The sequence below is a fragment of the Streptomyces sp. NBC_01463 genome (assembly GCA_036227345.1).
In the GTDB taxonomy this organism is placed as follows: domain Bacteria; phylum Actinomycetota; class Actinomycetes; order Streptomycetales; family Streptomycetaceae; genus Streptomyces.
Genome location: CP109468.1, coordinates 3246611 through 3262435, shown reverse-complemented (window position 1 = coordinate 3262435; position 15825 = coordinate 3246611). Strand labels below are relative to the sequence as shown.

Annotated in this window: 14 protein-coding genes; 5 read left to right on the top strand and 9 right to left on the bottom strand. The window is 71.2% G+C overall.

Annotated elements, in window-relative coordinates:
* Window positions 1-114: 114 nt before the first annotated feature.
* Together OG521_14185 and OG521_14180 are read right to left on the bottom strand one after the other, a co-directional pair.
* Window positions 115-813: a DUF402 domain-containing protein gene (locus OG521_14185; GenBank protein WUW21871.1), complete on the bottom strand. Its 699-nt coding sequence runs from the start codon at window positions 811-813 to the stop codon at window positions 115-117.
* Window positions 814-857: 44 nt separating this feature from the next.
* On the bottom strand, window positions 858-2273 hold the full coding sequence (locus tag OG521_14180) for a class II fumarate hydratase (protein WUW21870.1): 1416 nt from the start codon (window positions 2271-2273) through the stop codon (window positions 858-860).
* 305 nt (window positions 2274-2578) lie between these two features.
* Here OG521_14180 and OG521_14175 point away from each other — a divergent pair, with 305 nt between their 5' ends.
* Window positions 2579-4105, top strand: a complete 1527-nt coding sequence (locus OG521_14175) for a ricin-type beta-trefoil lectin domain protein (protein ID WUW21869.1) — start codon at window positions 2579-2581, stop codon at window positions 4103-4105.
* 47 nt (window positions 4106-4152) lie between these two features.
* On the opposite strand, the gene OG521_14170 is transcribed toward OG521_14175, so the two are convergent.
* Both OG521_14170 and OG521_14165 read right to left on the bottom strand, forming a co-directional pair.
* On the bottom strand, window positions 4153-5454 hold the full coding sequence (locus tag OG521_14170) for a M18 family aminopeptidase (protein WUW21868.1): 1302 nt from the start codon (window positions 5452-5454) through the stop codon (window positions 4153-4155).
* A 426-nt stretch (window positions 5455-5880) separates the two neighbouring features.
* Window positions 5881-7218 (bottom strand): MFS transporter, encoded by a 1338-nt coding sequence (locus OG521_14165; GenBank protein ID WUW21867.1) that lies wholly within the window; start codon window positions 7216-7218, stop codon window positions 5881-5883.
* A gap of 71 nt (window positions 7219-7289) precedes the next feature.
* On the opposite strand from OG521_14165, the gene OG521_14160 reads away from it, so the two are divergent.
* Complete coding sequence (locus tag OG521_14160) at window positions 7290-8306, top strand: LuxR C-terminal-related transcriptional regulator (protein ID WUW21866.1); 1017 nt, start codon at window positions 7290-7292, stop codon at window positions 8304-8306.
* A 49-nt stretch (window positions 8307-8355) separates the two neighbouring features.
* Here the strand turns inward: OG521_14160 and OG521_14155 are convergent, their stop codons facing one another.
* Window positions 8356-10023 carry a fumarate hydratase gene (locus OG521_14155; GenBank protein ID WUW21865.1) on the bottom strand — a complete coding sequence of 556 codons (1668 nt, stop codon included), beginning with the start codon at window positions 10021-10023 and terminating at the stop codon, window positions 8356-8358.
* Window positions 10024-10252: 229 nt separating this feature from the next.
* Here OG521_14155 and OG521_14150 point away from each other — a divergent pair, with 229 nt between their 5' ends.
* Both OG521_14150 and OG521_14145 read left to right on the top strand, forming a co-directional pair.
* The gene (locus tag OG521_14150) at window positions 10253-10918 is read left to right on the top strand and encodes a DUF1707 domain-containing protein (GenBank protein WUW21864.1); all 666 of its coding nucleotides are present in this window, start codon (window positions 10253-10255) and stop codon (window positions 10916-10918) included.
* A 237-nt stretch (window positions 10919-11155) separates the two neighbouring features.
* The gene (locus tag OG521_14145; protein WUW21863.1) at window positions 11156-11527 is read left to right on the top strand and encodes a WhiB family transcriptional regulator; all 372 of its coding nucleotides are present in this window, start codon (window positions 11156-11158) and stop codon (window positions 11525-11527) included.
* Window positions 11528-11681: 154 nt separating this feature from the next.
* Here the strand turns inward: OG521_14145 and glpX are convergent, their stop codons facing one another.
* Window positions 11682-12713, bottom strand: a complete 1032-nt coding sequence (gene glpX / locus OG521_14140; GenBank protein ID WUW21862.1) for a class II fructose-bisphosphatase — start codon at window positions 12711-12713, stop codon at window positions 11682-11684.
* Between the two features lie 141 nt (window positions 12714-12854).
* Here glpX and OG521_14135 point away from each other — a divergent pair, with 141 nt between their 5' ends.
* On the top strand, window positions 12855-13373 hold the full coding sequence (locus OG521_14135; GenBank protein ID WUW21861.1) for a DUF4245 domain-containing protein: 519 nt from the start codon (window positions 12855-12857) through the stop codon (window positions 13371-13373).
* Between the two features lie 110 nt (window positions 13374-13483).
* Here OG521_14135 and OG521_14130 read toward each other — a convergent pair whose 3' ends face one another.
* From OG521_14130 to xseA, 3 genes are all read right to left on the bottom strand, one after another.
* A complete protein-coding gene (locus OG521_14130) occupies window positions 13484-14074 on the bottom strand; it encodes a malonic semialdehyde reductase (GenBank protein ID WUW21860.1) in 591 nt (196 codons plus the stop codon).
* 202 nt (window positions 14075-14276) lie between these two features.
* A complete protein-coding gene (locus OG521_14125; GenBank protein ID WUW21859.1) occupies window positions 14277-14537 on the bottom strand; it encodes an exodeoxyribonuclease VII small subunit in 261 nt (86 codons plus the stop codon).
* 43 nt (window positions 14538-14580) lie between these two features.
* A complete protein-coding gene (gene xseA / locus OG521_14120; protein WUW21858.1) occupies window positions 14581-15792 on the bottom strand; it encodes an exodeoxyribonuclease VII large subunit in 1212 nt (403 codons plus the stop codon).
* Between the last annotated feature and the right edge of the window lie 33 nt (window positions 15793-15825).

Sequence of the window (15825 nt, the reverse complement as noted above, 5' to 3'; positions counted from 1 at the left end):
TGTGCGATGACTCGATGACTTACGGTCAGGTCGTGTGCCGCGCCCGCCGGTTGGGGCGGAGCCGCTTTCCTCGTGGCGATCCTACGTTTGCCCCCCTGGGGTGCATCAAGGGTCTCACGACGGCATGGGGGAGGGGGTACGGTCCCAGTCATCCGGCAGCGCCGGGACCTGCCAGTGCGGATCGGGCCGCCAGTCCTCCCAGCCGTCCCGGAACGGCGCGCCCCAGTCGCGGATGACGCCGACCGCCTGCTGCCCCGCCTCCCGCACCTGCCGGGCGGCCTCGGGCGTCATCAGACCGACCCGCTGGGCCTGGGCGAACTCGTCCTCGTCGCGCCAGAGCCAGCTGTGGTCCGGATAGACCGAGATGTCGAGGAAGTGGTCCTCGGAGTCGATGCCGCCGGGCCAGCGGGTCCGCGGCTCCTCCAGGTTCACGTACCAGCTGCGGAACTGCCAGCCGCGCTCCCAGAACAGCCAGACGGACCACGGCTCGCCGGGCCGGGCCAGCTTCAGCACCCCGTTGCCCAGCCAGGGCGAGCGGGCGGTGGTGCGGGGGGCCGTGTACCGGGTGGCGAGCGGCTCGGCGTGCACCTCGGTGCCGTCCGCCAGGACCGGCTTCACGCACTCGGTGCCGGGGGCGACCCAGACGGCGAGCAGCTCGTCGGTGTCCTGGACGACGGTGACGGGGCGGCAGATGTGCACGGGATTGGGGGCCGGGCCGGGCCCGGGGCCGTGCCGCAGCGGTCCGTTGCCGCGGTAGCGCCACAGGATCTGATCACCCGGCGCCCAGCGCTCGGTCTCTCCGGTACCTGTCATGGAGAGATCTTAGTGACGGAGCCGTCCCGCCGCAGCGATGCACATCACGGGCGGGTCATACGCAACACGTCCAGGGCCTCGTCGAGCTGTTCCACGGTGAGGTCCCCGCGCTCGACGTATCCCGAGGCCAGCACCACCTCGCGGATCGTCTTCCGCTCGGCCAGCGACTTCTTGGCGACCTTGGCGGCCTCCTCGTACCCGATGTACTTGTTCAGCGGGGTGACGACGGACGGCGAGGACTCCGCGTACTCCCTGGCCCGCTCGACGTTCGCGGTGATGCCGTCGACCGTGCGGTCCGCGAGCAGCCGGGAGACGTTGGCGAGCAGTCGGACGGACTCCAGCAGGTTCTTCGCGATGACCGGGAGCATGACGTTGAGCTCGAAGTTGCCCGCGGCGCCCGCTGCGGCGACCGTGGCGTCGTTCCCCGTCACCTGGGCCGCGACCATCAGGACCGCCTCGGGAATGACCGGATTCACCTTGCCGGGCATGATCGAGGAGCCCGGCTGGAGGTCGGGCAGGCTGATCTCGGCCAGACCGGTGCGCGGGCCCGAGGCCATCCAGCGCAGGTCGTTGGAGATCTTGGTGAGCGAGACCGCGATCGTGCGGAGCTGGCCGGAGGTCTCCACGAGACCGTCCCGCGCGCCCTGGGCCTCGAAGTGGTCGCGGGCCTCGGTGAGCGGCAGGCCGGTGGCCCGGGCGACCTCGGCGATGACGGCGGCGGAGAAGCCGGGCGGGGTGTTGATGCCCGTGCCGACGGCGGTGCCGCCCAGCGGCAGCTCGGCGAGGCGGGGGAGCGAGGCGTACAGCCGCTCGATGCCGTAGCGGATCTGTGCCGCGTACCCGCCGAACTCCTGGCCGAGCGTGACCGGGGTCGCGTCCATCAGATGCGTACGCCCCGACTTCACGACCGCCGCGAACTCGACGGACTTGCGCTCCAGCGCCGCCGCCAGATGGTCCAGGGCGGGGATCAGCTCACCCGTCACCGCGCCGGTCGCGGCGATGTGGATGGAGGAGGGGAACACGTCGTTCGAGGACTGCGAGGCGTTGACGTGGTCGTTGGGATGGACCTCCCGGCCGAGGCGCTCGGTGGCGAGCGTGGCCAGGACCTCGTTGGTGTTCATGTTCGACGAGGTGCCGGAGCCGGTCTGGAAGACGTCGATCGGGAAGTGCGCGTCCCACCGGCCGTCGGCGACCTCCGCCGCGGCCTCCTGGATGGCCCCGGCGATCTCCGGGTCGAGGACCTTCAGCTCGGCGTTCACCTTGGCCGCGGCCGCCTTGACCCTGGCCAGGGCCTCGATGTGGGTCCGCTCGAGACGCTGCCCGGAGATCGGGAAGTTCTCCACGGCCCGCTGGGTCTGGGCCCGCCACTTCGCGTCCGCGGGGACCCGGACCTCGCCCATCGAGTCGTGCTCGATGCGGTAGTCCTCGCCGGCCGCTGCGGTGTTTCCCTCGTCCGTCATCGTTCAACCTCCTTAGGGCCGCCCGGGAAGTGGTGGGCGGCGTCGCGTGCCTGGGCACGCACATCTGCGGCGTTGTCGTCAGTCAACAACTTCCCCACGCTCTCGGCTTCGCCCGAGCAGGGGAGACCCCACAGCGTTGCCTCAATCCTCCGCCTTGCAGCTGCACGCACCCAGCCCCGCTCCTTCTTCCGCCCACCACTTCCCGGGCGGTCCTGAAAAAGATGAGCACTTGTCTTGTTCTATGTATTCCCAAGTTGCCTACCGGCCAGTAAATACCGGGGGTAACCACAACCTCGGGAGGCGCAATGAGACGCACCGGATACCGGCTCCGATGTACGGTCGCGGCCGTCGCGGCCACGGCGGCGGCGCTGGGCGGGATGACGGCCGCCGCCGGACCGGCGGGCGCCGCCCAGCCCGGTACCGGCACTACCGCATCCACCCCGCTGCCGCCCGAACTGGAGGCCGTCCGCGCCGCCGAGGCCACCCGGCTGTACGGCGACCCCGCCGAGCGGCCGCTCGCCGACCGCAAGACCGGGCTCATCTCGCTCGGCGACAGCGAGATCTCGGGCGAGGGCGTCGGCACGTACGAGGCGGGCACCAACGGGCCCGACAACTGGTGCCACCGCTCTCCCGACTCCGCCATCCACCGCACCGGCATCCCGGCCGACGTCACGTACAACGTCTCGTGCTCGGGCGCGTACACCGGAAACATCGTCATCGGCGGCGCCAAGCAGTACGCCGACGAACTGGTGCAGAGCGACAGCCTGGCCATCAAGGCGCGCAACACCCGCATCAAGATGATCGTGCTGGTGGCGGGTGCCAACGACGACCTCCAGTTCGGCCCGGTCATGACGGACTGCGTCGAGCGCTGGGTCCTCATCCAGGGGACGTGTCAGCCCAAGTACGAGGGCGGCTGGCAGGCCCGTGTCGACGGACTCGTCCCCAAGGTCGAGACGACCGTGCGCGACCTGCGGACGGTGATGACCGGCGCCGGTTACGCCGACAGCGACTACAAGCTCGTCGTCATGGGCTACCCGAGCCCCATCGGCCCGGACTTCTACGACAACCCGAACTTCCCCGGCAAGCTTCCCGGCGGCTGCGCCGGATACGACTCCGACGCCGCATGGGGCCGCAACACCGCCGTGCCCGCCTTCGAGCGCGGCATGCGCAGGGCCGCGGCCGACACCGGAGCCGTCTACCTCGACAACTCCCGGCTCTTCCACGGCCACGAGGTCTGCAGCGAGTCCACCTGGGCCCGCGGGCTCTACATCGACCTCTCGCACTTCCCGCCGGACTCCAACTCCCTCCGGCAGTCCTTCCACCCGAACGCGGCAGGCCACGGCGCCTTCGCCTCCTGCCTGACCCAGATCTATAACTCCGGCCTGCGTGAGGCGAGCTGCGCCGACCCGGCGAGCACCGGAAAGCCCGTGCTCCAGGCCACCGCCTGGGACGACGCCTTCAAGCCCCTGCGGGGCGAGGCGACGGGCAGCTGCCTGGACGTCCCCGCATCCGTCACCCGCAACAACACCGGCGTCACCGGCTGGGAGTGCCACGGCGGCCGCAACCAGGGCTGGTGGTACGACTCCGGCACGAAGAACCTCCGTACGGAACTGAGCCACGACCGCTGCCTGGACGTACCGGGCGCGAAATACACGGCGGGCGCGGCCCTCATCCTCTACAACTGCTCGGGCGCGGCCAACCAGCAGTTCGTCCGGCAGTCGGGCACCCTGCGCCCGGCCGCGTCGACCGGGCTGTGCGCCACCCTGGCGGGCGCGCACGACCCGCTGCGGCTCAAGCCGTGCGACGGCAGCGCGCAGCAGCGCTTCGCGTAACCGTTCCCGGTGGTACGGGGAGGAGCGTGCGCCCCTCCCCGTACCGCTCAGCCGGCGGTCACGAACGCGCCGAGGATCGCCGCCAGGTACCCCGGGTCGTCCGACCCGCACAGCTCGCGCGCCGAGTGCATCGACAGGCCCGGCACCCCCACGTCGACGGTCTGCACACCCAGCCGGGCCGCGGTCAGCGGGCCGATGGAGGTGCCGCACGGCATCGCGTTGTTCGAGACGAACGGCTGCCAGGGCGCACCCGCCCGCTCGCACGCCGCCGCGAACACCGCGATCCCGGTCGAGTCGGTGGCGTAGCGCTGATTGACGTTGACCTTGACCGTGGGGCCGCCGTTGGGCAGCGGGCGGTGGCCGGGGTCGTGGCGCTCCGCGTAGTTGGGGTGGACCGCGTGCGCCATGTCGGCCGAGACGCAGAAGGCGCCGGCCAGGGCCCGCGGCCAGTCCTCGGAGCTGCCGCCCCGGGCCGTGACGGACCGGCTCAGCACATGCTCCAGCAGGGGGCTCTGCGCACCCGTGTCCGAGCCGCTGCCGACCTCCTCGTGGTCGAAGGCCGCCAGCACCGGGATGAACGCGGGCTCCCCGGCCGCTCCCGACGCGGCGACCAGCGCGGTGACGCCCGCGTGCACCGAGACCAGGTTGTCCAGCCGCGAGGACACCAGGAACTCCCGCTCCGCGCCCAGGTATCCGGGCGGCTGGATGTCGTGGAGCATCAGGTCCCAGCCCAGCACCTCGTCCGGATCGGCCTCCGCCGCCGCCGCGACCCGGCGCAGCAGCGCCCCCTCGTCGGGCTCGCCGAGCGACCAGACCGGGGCGATGTGGCGCTGCCGGTCCAGAGCGAGGCCGTCGTTGACGGACCGGTCGAGATGGATCGCCAGCTGGGGCACCCGCAGCAGCGGCTCGTCGATCTGGACCAGCCGGGACTCGGTCCGGCCGCCGGAGCCGCGCAGGGCCAGCCGCCCGGAGATGCCCAGGTCGCGGTCGAGCCAGGTGTTGAGCGGCACGCCGCCGTAGATCTCCACCGCGACCTGCCGCCAGCCGGCCGAGCCGTTGTCGGGGGCGGGCTTGATCCGCAGGTTCGGGGAGTCGGTGTGGGTGCCGATGATCCGGAACGGGGTGTGGGCGGGCACGCCCTCGGGGGCGTACCAGGCGATCAGCGCGCCGCCGCGGACGACGAAGCTGCCGCCCGTGGTGCCCGTCCAGTCGTCCGTGCCCCGCAGCTCACGGAAGCCGGCCTTCTCCAGGCGCTGGGCGGCGCTCGCCACGGCGTGGTACGGCGAAGGACTGGCCCTGATGAAGGAGAGCAGGTCGTCGGCATGGCTGCGGTGGGGGACCGGCGTCATGCGGTGTCCGCCTTTCCGGAGTGGGACGGTGAGGGTGGTTCGGGCAGGCACGAGAGGTTCGGACGGCGGGGGGCCTGGTGGCACCGGGGGAGGGCGGGTCCCGGTACGGAGGAACGGAAGGTGCGGGGGCGGCGTTCTCCGGCCACGCCGGACAACTCACCGCATCGGCCCGGTGTCCCGCAAGCCGGACGGACGGCCCCCTGCGCGAAAGCGGTGGTGCGGCTGCGGTGTGCGCGGGTGGGAGCGTCCTGACCGGCGCGGTGGAGTGCGGCCCGGCCCGCAGGTCCCGGGCGGCACCGGCCCGCTCCCGGACCGGTACGGACCCGGCCGGTCGCACGATCCGGTTCCGGGAGCGTGGCGGGCGCTGTCGGACCGCATGCCGCGAGATTGGCTGAATTCCGTCGTACGCGGACGGCCCGGCCGCCCTCATGGCACCGTCGGGCCCGGCGCCGTCCTGCGCAGCCCCGTCACCCGGATCAGGAACACCACCGCGACCAGCAGGGCGACACCGTGGGACCAGCCGACGACCGTCAGCGGGCTGAACCGGTCGAGCGCCGCAGCGACGGTGATCATCCCGGCGCCGAAGCCCAGGTTCTCCACCGTCGCGGACAGCCCGAAGGCGTGGGCCCGCAGCCCGGCCGGCAAGGTCTGCAGATGCGAGGTGTACGACACCTCCGTCAGCCCGTCGGCGGCCCCGGCGACCAGGGCGATCACCGCCGTGGCCACCAGCGGGAACCCCGCGAACGCCAGGATGAACGCCCCCGACATCAGACACGTGCCGTAGCCGAAGCCCAGTGCGCCGACGGTACGTCCGGTGCGCCGCCCGTACCGCTGGATCAACTGCTGCGCCACGATGTTGCCGAGCGCCCACAGGCACCAGAACGCGCTGACGAACACGGCGGGGTGCGAGGAGTCGAGCTCGCTGGAGTAGACGGGCAGCGCGGCGTTGTGCGAGGACGAGCCGAGGGCGTCCACCCCGCGCAGCGCCACCATCAGCCCGAGGCCGGGTGCGGCGGCCAGGGCGACGAGCGCGACGGGCATCCGCCGCCGGGCCGGCCGGGGCGAGCCGGGTTCCGCCTCCGCTTCGGCTTCCGGTTCCGCTTCTGCGCCGGCCTCGGCGTCCGCCCGCGCCGGCTTGCCGCGGCCGCCGCCCGCGATCGGCAGCAGTCCCACCGTCACCGCGCAGACCGCGAACGTCGCCATGTCCACCACGAACGCGGCGGTGTACCCGACGAGCGAGACGACGACACCCGCCGAGGCGAAGCCGGCCACCATGGCGAGCGAACGCCCGGTGATCGACAGCGAGTTCGCCCAGGAGCGCCGGTCCTCGCCCACCATCTCGGGAATGGAACTGCGCAGCGACACCATGAACAGCGTCCCGCAGAACCCGACCACCACCGACACGGCGACCAGCGCCGCCGTGCGCAGCCCGTCCGGCGCGAAGACCAGCAGCAGCATCACCGCCGCCTGCGCGATATTCGTCCAGAGCATCACGCTTTTCGCGGTGAAACGGGCGAGCAGACCACCCGCGGCCAGCCCGGCGGCAAATCCGGAACCCAGCCGGACGGCCATGAACAGCCCCATGGCGAGAGCCCGCCCCGTCGTCTCGTAGACGAACAGATTGAGCGCCACCATATTGAGGAACGTGCCGTACGAGGAGATGGCATAACCGGTCACGAGGAATCGATAACGCCGCTCCCCGCGCGGGGAGTTGACGGATTCGCCGGTAGGCCGGCTGACGGAGTGCTCGGTGCCGGGTGTCACCTCCTCATGGTCGTCGAGGTGGTGCCGCTCTCCGCCGTCGTCCCGTATGCACAAAGGTAATCTGCATACTTGTGAAGGACGATCATTCCAGCACACCGGCATGTGATTGCCGCGAATCGTCGTCGGGCGGCTCCGCACGGGACCGGCCCGCGCCGGAGCGGCCGTGCGAGGCGGCGCTCGCGACCTACCGGCGCGCGCTCGTGGCGGGAAGCCTTCCGCAGGACGAGGTGACCGGCTGTCTGCGGGCGCTCCAGCTGATGGTCGCGGACCGCGGATCACCGGGATTCATGATGCCCGTGCCGCCGGAGACGGCGTCGTACGCCGCGCTCGCCCCGCTCCAGGAGGCCATCCTGGATCACCGGCGCACGCTGCGCGCCACCCGCGCCTCGCTCTCCGTCTTCGAGGCGCTGTACGCGGAGGTGCACCGGACACAGCAGCCGGCCCTCACCCGGCTCTCCGGCGCGGCCGTCATCAGCAAGGCACTGGACGCGGCCGTGGGCGGCTGCCGCCAGGAGGTCCGCACCGCCCACCCCGGGGGCAGCCGTCCCGCAGATGTGCTGGAGGAGGCCCTGACCCGGGACCTGGGCAACCTGCGGCGGGGCGTCCGGCAGCGGACGATCTACCAGCACACCGTCCGCTCCGACCGCGCCACCCTCTCGTACATCGAGCAGGTGAGCACCGAGGGGGCGGAGATCAGGACGCTCGCCGAGGTGACCGACCGGGTCATGGTCTTCGACGGGGACCTCGCCTTCGTCCCCTTCTCCGACGAGCCGCAGCAGGCCCTGCGCATCCAGCACCCGTCGCTGGTCCGCTTCCTGGCCCGCGCCTTCGACGAGGCGTGGGCCCGTGCGGTGCCGGTCCGGCCCGAGCGGGCACCGCTGCGCACCCCCGTCATCACGTCCGACCTGCAGCGCGCCATCCTGCTCGCGGTGGTCAACGGCGAGACGGACGCCTCGATCGCCCGGCGGATCGGGATGAGCCGCCGCAGCGTCGCCGAGCACATGCGGAAGGTCTCCGAGCAACTGGGCAGCACCAGCCGTGCCCAACTCGGCTATCTGGTCGCGACGTCGGGACTGCTCGACGGCTGAGGGGCGTACCGGCCGCTGCCGGTACGCCCCTCAGCCGCAGGTGCTCAGGTCAGGCGAGGCCGGGGCCGCGCACCGGGATGCTGGTGAACGTCGGTGCGGGGGCCGGCTCGGTGAAGAAGTCGTTGCCCTTGTCGTCGACGACGACGAACGCCGGGAAGTCCTCGACCTCGATCCGCCAGACCGCTTCCATGCCGAGCTCCTCGTACTCGACGACCTCGACCTTCTTGATGCAGTCCTGGGCCAGCCGGGCCGCCGGGCCGCCGATCGAGCCGAGGTAGAAGCCGCCGTGCGCGTCGCACGCGTCGGTGACCTGCTGGGACCGGTTGCCCTTCGCCAGCATCACCTTGGAGCCGCCCGCAGCCTGGAACTGCGCGACGTAGCTGTCCATCCGGCCGGCCGTCGTCGGGCCGAAGGAACCGGAGGCGTAGCCCTCGGGCGTCTTGGCCGGTCCGGCGTAGTACACCGGGTGGTCCTTCAGGTACTGCGGCATCTCCTCGCCCGCGTCCAGCCGCTCCTTGATCTTGGCGTGCGCGATGTCGCGCGCCACGACCAGCGGGCCGGTCAGCGAGAGCCGGGTCTTGACCGGGTACTTGGTCAGCTCGGCGAGGATGTCGTCCATCGGCCGGTTGAGGTCGATCCGCACGACGTCACCCGCCTCGTCGAGGTGCTCGTCGGTGGTGTCGGGGAGGAAGCGGGCCGGGTCCTTCTCCAGCTGCTCCAGGAAGACGCCCTCGGCGGTGATCTTCGCGGTGGCCTGACGGTCGGCCGAGCAGGACACGGCGATGGCGACGGGGAGGGAGGCGCCGTGGCGCGGCAGGCGGACGACGCGCACGTCGTGGCAGAAGTACTTGCCGCCGAACTGCGCGCCGATGCCGATCTTCTGCGTCAGCTCGAAGACCTTCTGCTCCAGCTCCTTGTCGCGGAACCCGTGCCCGGTGGGCGAACCCTCGGCGGGCAGCTCGTCCAGGTAGTGCGCGGATGCGTACTTCGCGGTCTTCAGCGCGAACTCGGCGGACGTACCGCCGACGACGATCGCCAGGTGGTACGGCGGGCAGGCGGCCGTGCCCAGGGAGCGGATCTTCTGCTCCAGGAACTTCATCATGGAGGCCTCGTTGAGGACCGCCTTGGTCTCCTGGAACAGGAACGACTTGTTGGCCGAGCCGCCGCCCTTGGCCATGAAGAGGAACTTGTACGCGCCGCCGTCGGTCGCGTACAGCTCGATCTGGGCCGGGAGGTTGGAGCCGGTGTTCTTCTCGTCCCACATGTTCAGCGGGGCCATCTGCGAGTAGCGCAGGTTGAGCTTGGTGTACGCGTCGAAGATGCCGTGCGACAGGGCCTCCTCGTCACCGCCCTCGGTCAGCACGTTCTGCCCGCGCTTGCCCATGACGATCGCGGTGCCGGTGTCCTGGCACATCGGCAGGACACCCGCGGCGGCGATGTTCGCGTTCTTCAGCAGGTCGAGCGCGACGAACTTGTCGTTGGACGAGGCCTCGGGGTCGTCCACGATGCGCCGCAGCTGCGCGAGGTGCGCGGGCCGCAGGTAGTGCGAGATGTCGTGCATGGCCTCGGCGGCCAGGGTGCGCAGCGCCTCCGGCTCGACCTTGAGGAACGTCCGTCCGTCGGCCTCGAAGGTGGACACACCCTCGGCGGTGACCAGGCGGTACGGCGTGGTGTCCTCTCCCAGGGGGAGCAGATCGGAGTACGCAAACTCTGGCATTACGGCCATTCCTCACTCGGCAGACAGCGGCTGACCTCCCTTGGGCAGCGCACCCACCAGGGTAGGACCCCGCGGGGGCGGCGGGCTTGTGAGGTAGGGCTCACCGGACGGCGGCCGCTCCGGGCTGTCGTCCGGGCCGCCGTCCGGGGCCGGCCGCGTCCCGCGATCGGTGTCCGCCGCGCCCGCCGCCCCCTAGTCGCGATCTATCGCGTTTGGGTACGCTGGGCCGGTGGACCTCGAAAAGCACCCCCAGCAGCCCACCGCGCCGGCGGAACCCGACGTCATCCGCGCCTCCGACGCGGACCGTGACCGGATCGCGGACATCCTGCGGGAGGCGATGGCCGAGGGCCGGCTGACCGCCGACGAGCACGCCGAGCGGGTCGACTCCGTGTACCGCGCCAAGACCGTCGGTGAGCTGGAACCGCTGGTACGGGACCTGCCGACGCCGGGTGGAACGCCCAGGGCGGTCGGCGCCTCGTACGCCCACAGCCCCGCGAGCCCGACGGGCCCCGCCGACAACCTGGTGGCGATCTTCAGCAGTTCCAGCCGCAAGGGGCGCTGGCGGGTCGGCGGACGCACGAACGCCTTCTCGCTGTTCGGCAGTGTGGAAATCGACCTGACCGAAGCTCTTTTCGGCCAACGGCTCACCGTGATCAACGCGACGTCCGTCTTCGGAAGTGTGGAGATCAGGGTCCCCGAGAACATCTCGCTGCGCGGCAGCGGAACGGGAATCTTCGGCAATTTCGAAGTCGTCACCCTGGAATCCGCCGATCCCGAAGCGCCCGTGGTCGTCGTCAACGGATATTCGGTGTTCGGCTCCGTCGAGGCAAAGCCCAAGCGCGGCAAGTTCATTGCGGATCTGCAGGACCGGTTGCGCAAACACCTCGGCCACTGAGTGGGGCGTGACGGCCTGACGGTGTGATGACGCGACGGCAAGACGGTTTGACCGCCTGACAACGAGTGACTCATGCCGGCCATGGGGTGGCGCGTGGGTACGGATTCAGGCCGAAAGCGCGCTCGACCGCAATTCCGTGGTCCGGAACTGAGTGCCACTCAGTGCATAGGCGTGCGCACAGCGGGTAGGGAGTGCTGCATCGTCTCTCGCTCGCGAAGCCGTCGTCAGGAGTAGATCGTGCTGCATCTGCCGCATCAGCCCCTGCAGGTCGCCGCCGTTCCTCCCCAGCGGACCCCCGCTCGGGAGGACCAGACCGGTCCCTGGCACTCGGAGGCGGTGTGCCGCCGGGACGAAGCCGGGCTGTTCTTCGCCCCGTCGAAGGAGCCGACGGCTGCCCGCCTGTCGCGTGAGGAGTCCGCGAAGCGGGTCTGCGCGCGCTGTCCGGTGATGGTCGAATGCCGGGAACACGCCTTGATGCAGCCCGAGCCGTACGGAGTGTGGGGCGGCCTCACCGCTGCCGAACGCCGTGTGGCGCTCGCCCGCCGCAGGCGGCGCGAGGCGGAGCTCAAGGCGTCCGGTGCGACCGGCCACATCGCCGCGGCCGGCTGACGGACGTACGAGGCCGCCGGACGCACGACGTCGGTGTGCCCCCGCCGTTGACGTGACCTGAGCACGAGGAGGCGCCCCCACCGCACATGGGGGGCGCCTCCTCGTGCGTCGGGGGCCCGGGTGCGGGCCCCGTGTCACCTCACGCGCGGCGGGATCATTTCGCGCGGTCGAAGTCGATCGCGCTGTAGGCGCGCAGCTTCGACAGCCGGTGGGTGGAGTCGATCTTGCGGATGGTGCCCGACTTGGACCGCATGACGATCGACTCGGTGGTCGCCGTCTCGGCGCGGTAGCGCACGCCGCGCATCAGTTCGCCGTCGGTGATGCCCGTCGCGACGAAGAACACGTTGTCGCCGCTGACCAGGTCGTCCGTCGACAGCACCCGGTCCAGGTCGTGCCCGGCGTCCAGGGCGCGCTGCCGTTCGGCTTCGTCCTTCGGCCAGAGCTTGCCCTGGATGACGCCGCCGAGGCACTTTATGGCGCAGGCCGAGATGATGCCCTCGGGCGTGCCGCCGATGCCCATCAGCAGGTCGACGCCGGTGCCCTCGCGGGCCGCCATGATCGAGCCCGCGACATCGCCGTCGGAGATGAACTTGATCCGGGCGCCGGTCTCCCGGATCTCCCGGACGATTCCCTCGTGGCGCGGACGGTCGAGGATGACGACGGTGACATCCTCGGGCATGGAGTTCTTCGCCTTCGCGACCCGGCGGATGTTCACCGAGACGGGGGCGTTGATGTCGACGAAGTCGGCGGCCTCGGGGCCGGTGACCAGCTTGTCCATGTAGAAGACCGCGGACGGGTCGAACATCGCGCCCCGGTCGGCGGCGGCCAGCACGGCGATCGCGTTGGGCATGCCCTTGGCGTTCAGGGTCGTGCCGTCGATCGGGTCGACGGCGATGTCGACCTCGGGACCGGTGCCGTCACCGACGCGCTCGCCGTTGAACAGCATGGGGGCTTCGTCCTTCTCGCCCTCACCGATGACGACGATGCCGTTCATCGACACGGTGGAGACGAGGGTCCGCATGGCCTTCACGGCGGCGCCGTCGGCGCCGATCTTGTCCCCGCGGCCGACCCAGCGCCCGGCGGCCATGGCGGCGGCCTCGGTGACCCGGACGAGCTCCAGGGCGAGGTTGCGGTCGGGGGCCTCCGGGGAGACCTCCAGCTGGGACGGCAGATGATGCTCGGACATCGGAGCGCACCTTTCTGTACGACGACGACCGGATGAGGGTGGTGTGACTCTATCGTCAGGTCGATAAAATGAGCAGACCGGGTCACGAATGAGCGGATGCCCCCGATTCGGTCCCGCCGGAGCTGATGCGACGATGGACCCGTGGCAAGCAAGCGAGGCAAGCAGACAGTGCGGGACATGTTCCTGTCGTTGGCGGTGATCGCCGCCGTGGCGGGGGTCGTCTACATCTTCGTTCCGCACGACGACAAGGCCGACCCGGTCAAGGCGGTCGACTACCGGGTCGAGCTCCTGACCGCGCGACGCGCGGCCCCGTACCCGGTCGCCGCCCCGAGCGGTCTGGCGCAGGACTGGAAGCCCACCTCGGTCGGTTATGACCGCGAGGCGGGCGACAGCTGGCACCTGGGCTTCCTGGACCCCGACGGCAAGTACGTCGCGGTGGAGCAGTCCACGTCCCCGGCGAAGAAGTACATCACCGACGTCAGCCAGAAGGCGAAGGACACCGGGCGCACGCAGCAGGTGGCCGGGGAGACCTGGCAGCACTGGGAGGGGCCGAAGTACGACGCCCTCGTGCGCCAGGAGAAGGGCGCGACCACGGTCGTGACCGGGTCCGCCTCGACGGCACGGCTGGCGGAGATGGCGGCGTCGCTCAAGACGTCCTGACGGCGGCGCGGCCGCGCTTTCCGGCGCACGTACGAGGAAGGCCCTGGAGCAGTTGCTCCAGGGCCTTCCTCGTACGCCGTGCACGCCTCCGGTGAAGGGGGCGGCGGGGCTCAGACGGTCTTGACGACCTCGTCGAACGCGAGACGCGGCGAGCGGGGGAACCAGGCGTCCTCGCCCGGCTTGCCGATGTTGACGACCATCAGCACGTTGTGGTCGCCGTCGAGGAACTCCTTCTCGATGCCCGCGGCGTCGTAGCCGGTCATCGGGCCCGCGGCCAGGCCGGCGGCGCGGACGCCGATGATGAAGTAGGCGGCCTGCAGGGCGCCGTTCAGGGTGGCGGCCGACTCGCGGACCGGGCGCTCGGAGAAGAACATGTCCTTGGCCTGCGGGAAGTGAGGCAGCAGGGACGGGAGCTCCTCGTGGAACTCGTTGTCGGCGGCCAGGATCGCGACCAGCGGGGCGGACGAGGTCTTCGGACGGTTGCCCTCGGCCATGTGCGGGACGAGGCGCGCGCGGGCCTCGTCCGAGCGGACCAGGACGACGCGCAGCGGCGACTGGTTGAACGCGGTGGGGCCGTACTTGACCAGGTCGTAGATCGCCTGGACCTGCTCCTCGGTCACCGGCTCGTCGGTGAAGGTGTTGGCGGTGCGGGCCTCGCGGAAGAGGAGGTCCTGGGCGGCGGGGTCAAGAACGAGGGACATCTTGCGTATTACCTTCCGGACGTACACGGGGGATCAAGCAACACACGCCACGGTACGGGAGAGGTAGGTTAACTTTCAACTAAAACGGTGAGGGAGTGACCCACTCCACAACGCGAAGGTCTTGCGCCGTTTCGCGCACTTCTGTCCCTGCGGCGCCGTGTCGGTATCTGTGTCCGCGCCCCGCCCCGTTCCCTGCCGGGACTCAGCCCGCGTCGGCGTCCGCGCCCCCGGCGCTCTCCTCGGCGTCGGCGGGCCCCGCGAGGGCCGCGTCGAGACGGGCCCGCGCGCCCTCCAGCCAGTGCCGGCACACCTTGGCCAGCTCCTCGCCGCGCTCCCACAGCGCGAGGGAGTCCTCCAGCGAGGTCCCGCCCGCCTCCAGCCGGCGCACCACCTCGATCAGCTCGTCGCGCGCCTGCTCGTAGCCGAGCGTGCCCGTGGCCGCAGCCGTCCCGTCGTCCGTCATGTGATCCACCTTATGCGTAGGCATATCCGTCACTCCCGGCCGCTCACTCGGCGACCCGCACCACGAACTCGCCGCCCGACACCCGGGCCCGCAGCGCTTCCCCCGGCGCGCCCGCGTCGGCCGGGTCCCGGACCACGTGCCCGTCCGCCCGCTGGAGCACCGCGTAACCGCGCTCCAGCGTCGCCGCGGGCGACAGCGCGACCACCCGGGCGCGGGTGTGGGCGAGCTCCGAGTCCGCGCGGTCCAGCAGATGGCCCAGCACCCGCCGGCCGCGCCCGATCAGCGCGTCGACCTCCGAGGCGCGCTCGTCCACCATCCGCTGCGGGTGCTCCATGGAGGGCCGCCCCAGCGCGTGCGCCAGCCCCCGCTCCTCCCGGTCGAGCAGTCCCCGTACCGTCCGCAGCGCCCGGTCCCGCAGCTGCTGCACCCGGTCCAGCTCCTCGCCCACGTCCGGCACGATCCGCTTCGCCGCGTCCGTGGGAGTGGACGCCCGCACGTCGGCGACCAGGTCGAGCAGCGGGGAGTCGGGCTCGTGCCCGATCGCCGAGACGACGGGGGTGCGGCAGGCCGCGACCGTACGGATCAGCTCCTCGTCCGAGAACGGCAGCAGGTCCTCCACGCTGCCCCCGCCGCGCGCCACGACGATCACGTCGACGTCCGGGAGTCCGTCCAGCTCCTTGACGGCCTGCACCACCTGGTTCACGGCGTGCACCCCCTGCACCGCGGTGTTGCGCACCTCGAAGCGGACGGCGGGCCAGCGTCGGCGCGCGTTCTCCAGCACATCGCGCTCGGCCGCCGACGCGCGGCCGCAGACCAGCCCGATGAGCTGGGGCAGGAAGGGCAGCGGCTTCTTGCGGTCGAGGGCGAAGAGACCCTCCGAGGCCAGGGACTTCTTCAACTGCTCCAGCCGGACCAGCAGCTCGCCGATGCCGACCGGCCGTATCTCCGTGGCCCGCAGCGAGAGCTGGCCGCGGGGCGCGTACCACTCGGGCTTCGCGAGGACGACGACCCGCGCCCCCTCGGTCACCACGTCCGCGATCCGGTCGAAGACCTGCCGGAAGCAGGTCACGCCCACCGAGATGTCGTGCGACGGATCGCGCAGCGTCAGGAACACCACCCCCGCCCCCGGCCGCCGCGACAGCTGGGTGATCTGCCCCTCGACCCAGACCGCGCCGAGCCGGTCGATCCAGCCGCCGATCAGCCGTGACACGTCACCGACGGGCAGCGGAGCTTCCGGGGAAGTCTGTAGAGCCATAGGGGCGAGCGTATCGGCCGGCGCCGACAACGG

Coding starts and splice junctions, on each gene's coding strand:
- OG521_14155 (WUW21865.1), bottom strand. CDS start 10,023: ATGCCAGAGTTTGCGTACTCCGATCTGCTCCCCCTGGGAGAGGACACC.
- OG521_14175 (WUW21869.1), top strand. CDS start 2,579: ATGAGACGCACCGGATACCGGCTCCGATGTACGGTCGCGGCCGTCGCG.
- OG521_14185 (WUW21871.1), bottom strand. CDS start 813: ATGACAGGTACCGGAGAGACCGAGCGCTGGGCGCCGGGTGATCAGATC.
- OG521_14125 (WUW21859.1), bottom strand. CDS start 14,537: ATGACGGACGACGGGACGGCTGCGGCCACGGGCACGCTCGGCTACGAG.
- xseA (WUW21858.1), bottom strand. CDS start 15,792: ATGGCTCTACAGACTTCCCCGGAAGCTCCGCTGCCCGTCGGTGACGTG.
- glpX (WUW21862.1), bottom strand. CDS start 12,713: ATGTCCGAGCATCATCTGCCGTCCCAGCTGGAGGTCTCCCCGGAGGCC.
- OG521_14180 (WUW21870.1), bottom strand. CDS start 2,273: ATGACGGACGAGGGAAACACCGCAGCGGCCGGCGAGGACTACCGCATC.
- OG521_14170 (WUW21868.1), bottom strand. CDS start 5,454: ATGACGCCGGTCCCCCACCGCAGCCATGCCGACGACCTGCTCTCCTTC.
- OG521_14130 (WUW21860.1), bottom strand. CDS start 14,074: ATGTCCCTCGTTCTTGACCCCGCCGCCCAGGACCTCCTCTTCCGCGAG.